The sequence below is a fragment of the Rhizobium sp. CC1099 genome, assembly GCF_029714385.1.
In the GTDB taxonomy this organism is placed as follows: Bacteria; Pseudomonadota; Alphaproteobacteria; order Rhizobiales; family Rhizobiaceae; genus Rhizobium.
Map to the genome: position 1 here is coordinate 2,257,883 of NZ_CP121641.1, position 12,807 is coordinate 2,270,689.

The 12,807-nt window shown below is 60.5% G+C and carries 9 protein-coding genes and 1 pseudogene; 3 read left to right on the plus strand and 7 right to left on the minus strand.

Annotated features, from left to right (window positions below):
* Positions 1–2: 2 nt before the first annotated feature.
* The 4 genes from QA644_RS11620 to QA644_RS11635 all read right to left on the minus strand — a co-directional run bounded on the left by QA644_RS11620 (position 3) and on the right by QA644_RS11635 (position 4,320).
* Positions 3–1,067, minus strand: coding sequence for a Gfo/Idh/MocA family oxidoreductase (locus QA644_RS11620; protein WP_283068541.1), 1,065 nt, complete (start codon positions 1,065–1,067; stop codon positions 3–5).
* A complete protein-coding gene (locus QA644_RS11625; RefSeq protein ID WP_074068965.1) occupies positions 1,064–1,906 on the minus strand; it encodes a carbohydrate ABC transporter permease in 843 nt (280 codons plus the stop codon). The genes QA644_RS11620 and QA644_RS11625 overlap by 4 nt, the downstream gene beginning before the upstream one ends.
* A gap of 12 nt (positions 1,907–1,918) precedes the next feature.
* The gene (locus tag QA644_RS11630) at positions 1,919–2,863 is read right to left on the minus strand and encodes a sugar ABC transporter permease (protein WP_239598141.1); all 945 of its coding nucleotides are present in this window, start codon (positions 2,861–2,863) and stop codon (positions 1,919–1,921) included.
* A gap of 197 nt (positions 2,864–3,060) precedes the next feature.
* On the minus strand, positions 3,061–4,320 hold the full coding sequence (locus tag QA644_RS11635) for an ABC transporter substrate-binding protein (RefSeq protein WP_283068546.1): 1,260 nt from the start codon (positions 4,318–4,320) through the stop codon (positions 3,061–3,063).
* A gap of 522 nt (positions 4,321–4,842) precedes the next feature.
* On the opposite strand from QA644_RS11635, the gene QA644_RS11640 reads away from it, so the two are divergent.
* Both QA644_RS11640 and QA644_RS11645 read left to right on the plus strand, forming a co-directional pair.
* Positions 4,843–5,727: an N-acetylglucosamine kinase gene (locus tag QA644_RS11640; RefSeq protein WP_283068547.1), complete on the plus strand. Its 885-nt coding sequence runs from the start codon at positions 4,843–4,845 to the stop codon at positions 5,725–5,727.
* The gene (locus QA644_RS11645; RefSeq protein WP_074068969.1) at positions 5,724–6,485 is read left to right on the plus strand and encodes a GntR family transcriptional regulator; all 762 of its coding nucleotides are present in this window, start codon (positions 5,724–5,726) and stop codon (positions 6,483–6,485) included. The genes QA644_RS11640 and QA644_RS11645 overlap by 4 nt, the downstream gene beginning before the upstream one ends.
* On the opposite strand, the pseudogene QA644_RS11650 reads toward QA644_RS11645, so the two are convergent.
* Together QA644_RS11650 and metH are read right to left on the minus strand one after the other, a co-directional pair.
* A pseudogene (locus QA644_RS11650) lies at positions 6,449–6,717 on the minus strand (type II toxin-antitoxin system prevent-host-death family antitoxin). The gene QA644_RS11645 and the pseudogene QA644_RS11650 overlap by 37 nt on opposite strands.
* A gap of 145 nt (positions 6,718–6,862) precedes the next feature.
* Positions 6,863–10,636, minus strand: coding sequence for a methionine synthase (metH, locus tag QA644_RS11655; protein WP_283068549.1), 3,774 nt, complete (start codon positions 10,634–10,636; stop codon positions 6,863–6,865).
* Positions 10,637–10,810: 174 nt separating this feature from the next.
* Here metH and QA644_RS11660 point away from each other — a divergent pair, with 174 nt between their 5' ends.
* Positions 10,811–12,070, plus strand: coding sequence for an AGE family epimerase/isomerase (locus QA644_RS11660; protein ID WP_283068551.1), 1,260 nt, complete (start codon positions 10,811–10,813; stop codon positions 12,068–12,070).
* A gap of 193 nt (positions 12,071–12,263) precedes the next feature.
* On the opposite strand, the gene QA644_RS11665 is transcribed toward QA644_RS11660, so the two are convergent.
* A complete protein-coding gene (locus QA644_RS11665) occupies positions 12,264–12,752 on the minus strand; it encodes a heme-degrading domain-containing protein (RefSeq protein WP_194727528.1) in 489 nt (162 codons plus the stop codon).
* Between the last annotated feature and the right edge of the window lie 55 nt (positions 12,753–12,807).

A 12,807-nucleotide genomic window follows, 5' to 3' on the forward strand; every position in this document is an offset into this window, starting at 1 on the left:
CCTTACAGTTTGACCGGTTTGCCGGTGCGCACGCTCTCATCGGCGGCGAGGCAGATTCGTAGCGATTGGACGGCATCTGCCATGTGGCGATTGAGGTCGAGATCCTCGCGAATGGCCTTGAGCATGAAGGACTGCTCGCGGTCGCAGAGCTCCTGATGGCCGGGTTCGCCCGCCATCGTCATGTCCTGATCCGCATTGATGAACTTGCCGTCCGGCCCGGTCTCGGCATTGTGCAGCCGGATGACGGAGGTCTTGGTGTGCGTGTCGATGTCGTCCGATTTCGCCTTCGGGTCCATGACGATCGAGACCGCCCCCTTCGGCGACATGACATCTTTCACGAAGAAGGCCGTCTCCGAGATCATCGGCCCCCAGCCGGCCTCGTACCAGCCGACGGAACCATCCTCGAAGATCACCTGCAGGTGGCCGTAATTGTACATGTCCGGCGCGACCTCGCCGGAAAGCCGCAGCCCCATGCCGCGCACCTCGACGGGCTTGGCATCGGTGATCTGGCACATGACGTCGACATAATGCACGCCGCAATCCACGATCGGCGATGTCGTCTGCATCAGCGATTTGTGCGTCTCCCAGGTCGGACCGCTGGATTGCTGATTGAGGTTCATGCGGAACACATAGGGCGGCCCAAGTTTTCGTGCTTCCTCGATCAGCTTTATCCAGGACGGATGATGGCGAAGGATGTAGCCGATCACCAGCTTCCGCCCGGCCCTCTTCGCAGCCGCCACGACGCGCTCGGCGTCGGCGACAGTCGTTGCAAGCGGCTTTTCCACGAAGACATCGCAACCGGCCTCGAATGCGGCGACCGCATAGCCGGCATGGCTGTCGGAATAGGTGCAGATGGAGCAGAGGTCGGGCTTCAGCTCGGCCAGCGCCGTCTTGAAGTCCGGATAGATGCCGTAGCCCTGCAGCTCCGGCGCAAGCTCCGGCTTCGAGCGGTTGACGAGACCGACGATTTCGAAGTCCGGGTTGTTGTGATAGGCGAGCGCATGGCTTCGGCCCATATTGCCGAGCCCCGCGACGAGAACACGGACCGGCTTCTGCGAAACGGTCATTTCACTGCTCCCGAGGTGATGCCGCGGATCAGCTGCCGCGAGAAGATGACGTAGAGCACGAGGATCGGCAGGATCGCCAGCGACAGCGCAGCCAGAACCGCGTTCCAATTGGTGACGAATTGCCCGATGAATATTTGCGAGCCGAGCGTTACGGTCTTGGTGGATTCGGCAGGCGCCAGGATCAGCGGGAACCAGAGATCGTTCCAGATCGGGATCATCGTAAAGACCGCAACCGTCGCCATCGCCGGGCGCACAAGCGGCAGCACCAGCCGGAAGAAGATTGCGTATTCGGAAAGCCCGTCAATGCGGCCGGCATTCTTCAGGTCATCGGAGACCGTGCGCATGAATTCCGACAGGATGAAGATCGCCAGCGGAATGCCCTGCGCCGTATAGACGAGAACCAGCGCTGTCAACGTATTGACGAGACCCGCCGCCACCATGCCCTGCAGGATCGCGACCGTGCCGAGACGGATCGGGATCATGATGCCGATCGCCATGTAGAGGCCCATCAGCGTGTTGCCGCGGAAGCGGTATTCGGACAAGGCGAACGCCGCCATCGCGCCGAACAGCAGCACGAAGAAGATCGAGACGACCGTCACGATCAAGCTATTCTGGAAATAAGTCGCGAAGTCGCCCTGCCCCAGCACCGTCTGATAGCCGACAAGGCTGAAGGTCGAGGGCGTCGGAACCTGCAGCGGCGAACGGAAGATCGCGTTGCGGTCCTTGAACGAGTTGATGATCGTGAGAAACACCGGAAAGACGGCGACGAGCGTGTAACCGATCAAAGCCAGGTGAACGAGCCCGGTGCGGATCGGCGATGTGCGTGCTCTGTTGGACATGGACCACGCTCCTCAGAACTGATACCGGCGCATGCGCCGCTGGATGGCAAAAAGATAGAAAGAGACGCCAGCGAGAATGATTAGGAACATCGTCGTCGCGATCGTCGCCCCCATGGAACGGTCGCCGAGCTGCAGCTGGAAGCCGAAGAAGGTGCGGTAAAGCAGCGTTCCCAGAATGTCGGTCGACTTATCGGGGCCGGCAAGCGCGCCCTGCACCGTGTAAATCAAGTCGAAGGCGTTGAAATTGCCGACGAAGGTCAGGATCGAGATGATGCCGATCGCCGGCAGGATCAGCGGTAGTTTGATCTTCCAGAACTGTGCCCAGCCGGTGATACCGTCGCATTCCGCCGCCTCGATCACCTCTTCGGGAATGCTGAGCAGCGCCGCGTAGATCAGCATCATCGGGATGCCGATATATTGCCAGTTGGAAATCAGCGAGACGGCGACCAGCGCCGGGCCGGACTGGCCGAGCCAGGGCGCGAAGAAGGATTTCATGCCAACAAGGCTCATCAGCCAGGGTGCAACGCCCCAGATCGGCGAGAGGATCAGCTTCCAGATAAAGCCGACGATCACGAAGGAAAGCAGCGTCGGCAGGAATATCGCCGTGCGGTAGAAGGCGACGAAACGCAGCCGCGGCGTGGACAGAAGCGCTGCAAGCGCAACGCCGATCGGATTCTGCACGCACATATGAATGGCGAAAAAGATCAGGTTGTTGACAAGCGCATTCCAGAAATCATGCGCCCAGTGTGGATCGCCGAACAACACCTTGTAGTTCGCAAGGCCAACGAAGGCGGGCACGCCGTCAACCACATTGTAGAACGAAAGCCTGAGCGTTTCGATCAACGGCAGGATCATGATCGCCGAGTAGACGACGACTGCCGGGAGAAGAAAGACGCCGATATGCCAGCGCACCGGGCGCTTGAGCGAAATCGGGGTTTCCGATGTCAGATCCGTCATTGTTTCTGGCTCGCTTTGCTTCGTTCTCTCCCTCATCCCTGTCCTCGGGTTTATCCCGAAAATCACACAGGGATCCAGTTGCGCCGCCTCGGCGGCGCGGGAGACTCTTCTCACGCGAAAGACTTCGCGTGGCTGGATTCCTGTGACGAGCACAGGAATGAGGGCGGCGGAAGATCGCCGCCCTTCTCGCTGGAGGCTTACTTGGTCGGCTTGTACCAGCTGTCGAGACCCTTCTGGAGCTTTTCGGCGGCCACTTCCGGCGTATCCGTGCCGTTGATGACGTTGGCTGATTCAATCCAGGTTTCGTTTTCCAGGTTCGGCGTACCACGCTGCAGGATCTGATAGGTCGAGCGGACGGTCGACTTGTACGGGCCGCGCCAGGAAACGAATTCCTGAGCCAGCGGATCGCTCATCTTCACCGGGTTTGAGTTCAGGCTGAAGAAGCCCGGCAGCGAGTTCGCGTAGATGTCTGCGAATTCGGCGGAAGCAACCCAGCTCAGGAATTTCTTGGCTTCCTCGGCATGTGCGCTCTTGGTATTCAGGCCGACACCGATGTCCGGATGGTCGGAGATGTAGCCGGTGTCGCCAGCCTTCGGAACCGGCGGCGGGAATGCGCCCATCTTGAACTGCGCCTGGCTGTTGAACAGCGAAATTTCCCACGAGCCGGCCGGGTAGATCGCCGCACGGCCGAGCGTGAAGAGGTTCTGGCTGTCGGAATAGGTCTGCGCTTCGAAGCCGTCGCCGAGATAGGGCTTCCACTTGGCGAGTTCCTTGTAGGGCTCGACCCATTCGGCATCCGTCAGCTTCTTCTTGCCTTCGATCAGGGCCATGCGGCCCTCTTCGCCCTTCCAATAGTTCGGGCCGATATTCTGGTAGCCCATGGTTGCGGCTTCCCAAAGGTCCTTCGTGCCCATCGCCATGGGGATGTAGGTGCCGTCCGCCTTGATCTTTTCGAGAGCGGCGTAGAACTCGTCCTGCGTCTTCGGAACGGTGATGCCGAGCTTGTCGAAGGCGTCCTTGTTGTAGATGAAGCCGTGAATGACCGAAGCCATCGGAACGCAGAAGGTCGACTTGCCGTCGTCGGTCGACCAGGCAGCCTTCGCAACCGGCGTGAAGTTTTCCATGCCCGGCAGGCTTGTTAGGTCTGCAAGCTGCTTCTTGTTAAAGAGTTCGAGCGAGGCGTCGAACGGCCGGCAGGTGATGATGTCGCCTGCGGAGCCGGCGTCGAGCTTGGCGTTCAGCGAGGCGTTGTATTCCGTCGGCGCCGTCGGCGAGAAAACGAGCTTGATGCCCGGGTTCTTGGCTTCGAAGGCCGGGATGATCTTTTCCTGCCAGATCTGCAGGTCGTCGTTGCGCCAGCTTTCGATCGTCAGCGTGACATCCGCAGCATAGGCAAAGCCGGCAGACGTGAGCAGACTGGAGGCAAGCAGCAGGCTTTTCAGAGCAGTGTTTTTCATTTCCCTCTCCTGTTTTAAGCGCCGCAGGGCGCTATCTTGGTTCTGAAACAAGCAGTTGGCGTGCCTGAGGATTACACCAACGCCCCTTGGAAGGGCCGCCAGCAACTGCCGGCCCCCGAAAGCTCGACGGACACGGAAAGCAATGACGCTGCCGGCCCGTATGCGCCCTCCCGATACGCTGAACCGGGCGCGATAATCTCCTAAGGAAAAAGCTGCAGGCGGCTTGGTCTCCATGGCGTTTGCGCCGAAGCGGCAATCGTGATGCGACCTGAAACCGGCTAATGTACTGATGCCGGTTTTTCTCTGCCTCTACGTGCTGTTCCCTTTTCCGGAATTAAGGCCAAAAAAATACCAATTGTCCAGCCGATTTTAACTTTTGGCGTCCAAAAATTTCAGTTAAAAATTTTATCATTGAAAATCAATAACATACAGGCGCAAAATTTTCGAACCAATTCTGCTTGGTAAATGGTATTTTTTTGGTATTGTAGCAAAAACCTAAAGCATGCAGCGTTCGGAGGCTCGATGACGGAATTGGCAATCGGCATAGACGGGGGCGGATCGAGCTGCCGGGCTGCAGTTGCGGACAGCAAGGGTAACGTTCTGGGCCGCGGCAAGGCGGGGCCTGCCAACATCCTCTCCGATCTCGATAACTCTCTCCTCAATATCATCTCGTCAGCGCGCGAGGCTCTGCGTGATGCGGGTCTGCCTGGTGAAACCGTTTCCAAGGTCTGCGCCGTCGTCGGCGTCGCGGGCGCCAATGTCGGCGACTACGGAGCCCGCATCGAGCACGCCCTGCCCTTTGCAGATGGCCATGTCGTCACTGATGCCCTGATCGCGCTTGAGGGCGCCCTCGGCGATTCGGACGGCGTCATCGGCGCCTTCGGCACCGGCTCGGTCTACAATGCCCGCAGGGACGGCAAATTGCGAGGTATCGGCGGCTGGGGCTTCATCGTCGGTGATCAGGCAAGCGGCGCGCGCCTCGGCCGCGACCTATTGGAAAAGTCTCTGCTCGCCTACGACAAGGTGCGCCCGTCTTCGCCGCTGACGGTAAAGCTCATGACCGAGTATGGCGACGACCCCGAACGCGTCGTCGAATTCGCCCACGCCTCGAAACCCAAGGAGTTTGCCCGATACGCACCGCTTGTCTTCGATTACGCCGCACAAGGCGACGAGATCGCAATAGGCATCATCAAGGACGCCGCTGCGGCGATCGGCGATAACCTGGACGCCCTCCTCTGGCCGGAATGCCCAGCGATCTGCCTGCTCGGCGGCCTCGCAAAGGCCTATGAACCCTGGCTCGCCGAGCGGCACAAAGTCCTTCTCAGAGAGCCGAAAGGCGACGTCCTCCAGGGCGCGATCGATCTCGCGTTAAAGTTTCTTCAGGAGCGGCAGAAGGGTGCGGCATGACGGATGATTTCGCCAGCATCCTTTCGCCCGAGCGCCTTCAAGGCGGCGGCAGCGGCCCGCTCTATGTCAAACTGCGCCGCACCCTTGAAGAAGCCATTCGCGCCGGCACGCTCGGCCACGGCGATGCCTTGCCGCCGGAGCGCGACATTGCGGAGTTCGCGACCGTCAGCCGAGTCACGGTCCGCAAGGCGATAGACGAACTCGTCGCGGACGGTCTGCTCGTGCGCCGCCACGGCTCCGGCACTTTCGTTGCCAAGCCGGTCTCGAAGGTCGAACAGCGGCTGTCCCAGCTCACCTCCTTCACTGAGGATATGGCCCGCCGCGGCATGACCTCGCGCTCCGAGTGGCTGCATAAGGGCATCCATACGCCCTCGCCCGACGAGATGATGAACCTCGGCCTTGCCGCCGATATCAAGGTCTCACGGCTGAGCCGCCTGCGCATCGCCGACGACCAGCCTCTGGCAATCGAGAACGCCAGTGTCTCGGGCGAATTCCTGCCGGACCCTTTCGTGGTCACGACATCGCTCTATGCCGAACTCGAGAGGCGCCAGGTTCGTCCCGTCCGCGCGGTGCAGCGCATCTCAGCCACCAATATGAAGGAGGCCGACGCCCATCTGCTTGGCGTCCCCGTTGGCGCCGCCGGCCTTTCGATCGAGCGTATCTCCTACCTCGGCTCGGGGCGTGCCGTTGAATTCACACGCTCGCTCTATCGCGGAGACGCTTATGATTTTGTGGCGGAACTGACGATCGGGGCCTGAGACCTACTACCTTCCCAAGCTGCGATGTCCTCCTCGTCCATCAATTCGAAAAAGTTCGGACCCGTTCCGATAGCTTTCTCTTTGAGAAAACCAATCTGAAACGAGATCTGCGCGGGGCGCCAGCTTCGCAACCGGCTTCTGTCCCTTCACAATAACCACTTTCTTCGCCAGCGCGTGCGGCCTCAATCAGCTTCAACACATTGATCTTGGCGGCGCAGACAGTCACCGTCATCAGCGCACCCTGAGCCGACTTAGCTATCTGCTCCATATACCACCGATTCCCCGGGCTTTAGAGATACCAAAAGAATAAACCCGGAAAGTGAAGCACTTTTCCGGGTTTCTTGATCAATGCCTGAAGACATCGCATACGCCACGCGTTACGCCGCGTCGTCGATCTCCTCGGCAGCCTTGCGCGGCACGTAGTTGAGCACTGGCCCGAGCCAGCGTTCCACTTCGGAAATCTCGATGCCCTTACGCGCGGCATAGTCCTCGACCTGGTCGCGCTCCACCTTGGCGACGCCGAAATAGTAGCTGTCGGGGTGGCCGATATAAAGGCCGGAGACCGACGAACCGGGCCACATGGCGTAGCTTTCCGTCAGCTTCACGCCGGCTGCCTTTTCGGCGTCGAGCAGGCGGAAGAGCGTCGCCTTTTCCGTGTGGTCGGGTTGCGCCGGATAGCCCGGCGCAGGGCGGATGCCGGCATATTCCTCGGTGATGAGTTGCTCGTTGGTCAGCGTCTCGTCCTTGGCATAGCCCCAATATTCGCGCCGGACCCGTTCGTGCATGCGCTCGGCGAAGGCCTCGGCGAAGCGGTCGGCGATCGCCTTGACGAGGATCGAGGAGTAGTCGTCGTTGGCACGCTCGAACCGCTCCGCGATCGCAATTTCCTCGATGCCCGCGGTCACCACGAAGCCGCCGACATAGTCCTCGACGCCGCTCGATACCGGTGCGACGAAATCCGACAGCGCAATGTTCGGGCGGCCATCGCGCTTGGAAAGCTGCTGGCGGAGCGTGTAAAAGGTCGCAAGCTCTCCGGCGCGCGCCTCATCCGTGAAGAGACGGATATCGTCGCCGGCGCTGTTCGCCGGCCAGAAGCCGATGACGGCACGCGGCCGGAACCACTTCTCGTCGATCACCTTCTTTAGCATCGCCTGCGCATCTGCCCAGAGGGCACGCGCCGCCTCGCCCTGCTTCTCATCTTCGAGGATTGCTGGGAAGCGTCCGCGCAATTCCCATGTCTGGAAGAACGGCGTCCAGTCGATATACTTGGCGATCTCCGCCAGATCATAGTCCTCGAACACCTTGGTGCCGATGAACTGCGGCCTAGTCGGCTTGTAGGCGGCCCAATCCACCTGCTGCGCATTCTCACGGGCGCGGGAAAGCGGCAGACGAACCTTCTCGGCCTCGCTGCGCGCATGAGCAGCGGCAACCTTGGCATATTCGCCGCGGATATCGTCGATATAGCCCTGGCGCGTATCTGGAGACAGCAAGGACGAGACGACGCCGACGGCGCGGCTTGCATCCGTCACATAGACCGCCTGGCCCTTCGCATAGCCGGGATGGATCTTCACCGCGGTATGAACGCGGCTCGTTGTCGCGCCGCCGATCAGGAGCGGGATATCGAAGCCCTCGCGTTCCATCTCGGCTGCCACATGCACCATCTCGTCGAGCGACGGCGTGATGAGGCCCGAAAGGCCGATGACATCGACTTTTTCGGCCACCGCCGTCTCGAGAATCTTTGTCGCCGGCACCATCACGCCGAGGTCGATGATCTCGTAATTATTGCAGGCAAGTACGACGCCGACGATGTTCTTGCCGATATCGTGCACGTCGCCCTTGACCGTCGCCATCAGGATCTTGCCGGCAGTCTTTCTGTCGTCGCCGCCATTGAGGCGCTTTTCCTCTTCCATGTAAGGCAGCAGCACGGCGACCGCCTGCTTCATCACCCGCGCCGACTTGACGACCTGCGGCAGGAACATCTTGCCGGAACCGAACAGATCGCCGACGACGTTCATGCCGGCCATCAGCGGGCCTTCGATGACATGCAGCGGACGTGCCGCCTTCTGGCGGGCCTCTTCGGTATCGGCCTCGATATATTCTGTGATGCCGTTGACCAGAGCGTGTTCAAGACGCTTCTCGACCGTCCACTCGCGCCAGGAAAGATCCTGAACTCTGGCCTCCTTCGTCCCTGCGCCACGGAAACGCTCGGCGACTTCGAGCAGGCGCTCGGTACCATCCGGGCGCCGGTTAAGCACGACGTCTTCGCAGGCTTCGCGCAGCTGCGGATCGATCTGGTCGTAGAGCGCAAGCTGGCCGGCATTGACGATGCCCATGTCCATACCCGCCTGGATGGCGTGGTAGAGGAACACGGCATGCATTGCCTCGCGCACCGGCTCGTTGCCACGGAACGAGAAAGACAAGTTGGAAACACCGCCGGAAATATGCACCAGCGGCATGCGCTGGCGGATCGTGCGCGTCGCCTCGATGAAATCGACGCCGTAATTGTTGTGTTCCTCGATGCCGGTGGCGACGGCAAAGATGTTCGGATCGAAGATGATGTCCTCTGGCGGAAAGCCCGCCTTCTCGGTCAGGAGCTTATAGGCGCGGGTGCAGATATTCACCTTGCGCTCGTAAGAATCCGCCTGTCCTACCTCATCGAAAGCCATGACGACGACGGCCGCACCGTAGCGGTGCAGCAGCTTCGCCTGGGCGAGGAAATTCTCCTCGCCTTCCTTCAACGAGATCGAGTTGACGATCGCCTTGCCCTGAACGCACTTAAGGCCCGACTCGATGATCGAAAACTTCGACGAGTCGATCATCACCGGCACCCGGGCAATATCCGGTTCGGCGGCGATCAGGTGCAGGAACTCGACCATCGCCTTTTCGGAGTCGATCAGGCCTTCGTCCATGTTGACGTCGATCACCTGCGCGCCGTTTTCCACCTGATCGCGGGCGACGTCCAGGGCCGCATTGTAGTCGGCGTTGGTGATCAGCTTGCGGAAGCGGGCCGAGCCGGTAACGTTGGTGCGCTCGCCGACGTTGACGAAAGGAATGTCCTTGGTCAGTTCGAAAGGCTCGAGCCCCGACAAAGACATAAAAGGCCGGTGTTCCGGGATCGGCCGCGGCTTGTACTTGGCAACCGTCTCGGCAATCGCGCGGATATGTTCCGGCGTCGAGCCGCAGCATCCGCCGACGATATTGACAAGGCCCTCGCGGGCGAAGCTGTCGATCTGCGCCGCCATCAGCTCCGGCGTCTCGTCGTACTGGCCGAATTCGTTCGGCAACCCGGCATTCGGATAGGCGCAGACGAAGGTGTCGGCAACACCCGCGAGCTCCTGCAGATGCGGACGCATCGCATTGGCGCCGAGCGCGCAGTTGAGGCCGATTGTGAACGGTTTGGCGTGGCGCACCGAGTTCCAGAAGGCCGAAGGCGTCTGTCCGGACAGCGTGCGGCCGGAAAGATCGGTAATCGTGCCCGAGATCATCACCGGCAGGCGGATACCCTTCGCTTCGAACCGCTCCTCACAGGCAAAGATTGCAGCCTTGGCATTCAGCGTATCAAAAATGGTCTCGATGAGGATAATGTCCGCGCCACCGTCGATGAGGCCATCGATCTGCTCGCCATAGGCAATGCGAAGCTCGTCGAAGCTGATCGCACGGAAACCCGGATTGTTCACATCCGGCGAAATCGAGGCAGTGCGGTTTGTCGGGCCGATGGCGCCCGCCACGAAACGGCGGCGGCCATCCTCGCGCTCGGCGCGGATCGCCGCGCGGCGCACGATCTCGGCACCCCCTTTATTAAGCGCGTAGACCTCGCCTTCCATCTGATAATCGGCCTGCGCGATGCGGGTCGAGGAGAAGGTATTGGTTTCGAGAATATCCGCGCCAGCCTTGGCGTATTTATAGTGGATTTCCTCGATCGCATCTGGCTGCGTCAATATCAGAAGATCGTTATTGCCCTTCTGGTGACAGGCGCAACCGATGAAGCGATCGCCCCGGAACTGGTCCTCATCGTAGGCGAGCCCCTGGATCTGCGTGCCCATGGCGCCGTCAAGAACGAGGATTCGTTCGCTCGCGGCTTTCCGCAGAGCTGCAAAGACTTCGCTGCCGTCGCGTTTTGCCCCTTCGGGGCCGAAAAGATTGTCGAACACGGGCGGACTCCTTGACGTCGTTTTAAAGACCAAAGTGACCAAATCACATAAAGATATCTTTATGTCAATATATGCCTGACGTTTCAGGTTTTGCAAGGCTGGGCGGGTGACAGACCAGATCGTGCTCTATATAGGCCCTTCGCAAGGCGTTGTGCATGAAATCGGAGGAGTAACATGGCACCTGCAATCGGCGGCACCGGGCTCGGAAACTGGAGCGCCCGCGCCTATCACCGCAACTGGCTTCTCACCCAGGCAAGCGGCCTTTTCGATTTCTTCCAGCACAATTCTGTCAATCCCAAGGGCGGTTTTTACGATCTCGACGATCATGGCAAGCCGCTTGATGCCGAGGGACAGGTTCGCAGCATTCATATTGCGTCGCGCGCAGTCCACTGCTTCTCGATCGGCGTCCTTCTCGGCCGTCCGGGTGCCGCCAGCGTCGTCGATCATGGCATGGACTACCTCTGGAACCGCCATCGCGACAAGAAGAATGGCGGCTATTTCTGGTCGCTGAACAACAATGGCCCCGTTGATTCCAACAAGCAGGGCTACGGCCACGCCTTCGTGCTGCTGGCTGCGTCCTCAGCGAAAACCATCGGCCATCCGCTGGCCGACGGAATGTTGGCCGACATCACGGAAATCCTGAACACGAAGTTCTGGGAGCCGCAGCATGGCGCCATCGCCGAAGAGTTCACCTCCGACTGGCAGCCGCTCGACGGCGGCGCCTATCGCGGCCAGAATTCCAACATGCACCTGACCGAAGCGCTGATGGCCGCCTTTGAGGCCACCGGCGACAAGGAATATCTCGCCAAGGCCGAAAGCATCGCCAAGCTTGTCATCCTCCACGCGGCCGGTTCCGTCGGCTGGCGCGTCGCCGAGCATTTCAGCGCCGATTGGGCTCTCGACAAGAACTACTATCATCCGAACGAAATGTTCCGTCCCGCCGGCACCACGCCCGGCCACTGGCTGGAATGGGCCCGGCTCATCCTGCAGCTGTGGTCACTCGGCGGCAAGCGCCACGACTGGATGCCGGACGCGGCGAAGGCCCTCTTCGCACAATCCATGGCGCTCGGCTGGGACGACGACAAGGGCGGCTTCTTCTACACGCTCGATTGGCACGACAAGCCCGCCAAGCGCAACAAGCTCTGGTGGCCCGCCTGCGAGGGCGCCGGCGCCGCCCACTTCCTCAACGAACAGCTGCCGAGCGACTTCCACGAGCAAAGCTACCGCAAGATCTGGAACGTCATCGAACGCGCCTTTATCGACCATGAGAACGGCGGCTGGCACGAAGAACTGACGGAAGACCTCGTTCCGTCCCACAGCCTCTTCCCCGGCAAGGGTGATATCTATCACGCGCTACAGGCCTGCCTCATCCCGCTCTTCCCGGCGACCGGCAGCCTGACCAAGGGCATCATCGAGGCTGGCGGGACGATTTGAGGCAATTGCCGGCGTGGGCGCTTCCCTCAGACGCCCACATTCCTGTGCTTGTCACAGAGATCCAGCAGCGCCATGTCCATGGCGCGGGAGACTCATTGAGGCTAGCCAAATAGAGAGTCATTCACGACGCAGGCGCGCCGTGCCAAGCACAGGAATGAGGGTCACGTAAAGTGGCGCTCCGCAGTTAAATCCCTCATCTCAGCCGCAAGATATCCAAATCCTTCGCCAGCATCAGTGACAGCGCCTCCACGACGAGATTGTGGTCGTCGCGCTGCGGCAGGCCCGAAACCGTGACGGCGCCGATGCAGCCGGTTCCCTTGACGTTGATCGGGAAACTGCCGCCATGCGGCGCGTAGTCGGCGCCGGAAAGCCCGTTGTCTTCGACCGTCTTGCCGTCCTTCTGCAGCTTCAGGCCACAGGCATAGCTGCTCTTCCAATAGCGGAACACCATGTTGCGCTTGCGGCGAACCCACTGGACGTTGTCGGGCGTGGCGCCCGGCAGCGCCGCGTAGAAGACCGGCATGGAATGCAGCGTGACGTCGATTGCCACGCCAAGGCCGCGTTCGGTCGCGAGTTCGTGCAAGAGCTTGCCGAGTTGCCAGGCGGTGGTGAGATCGAAGGCGTCGAAGCTCAGCACCTTTTCCTGCTCAGCGATCCGGCCGAGATCCTCTTCGATGGTCATAAAACTCGCTCCTCTTGCGTCATCGAACCGGCGGAAAACATCCGCATCCGGTGGC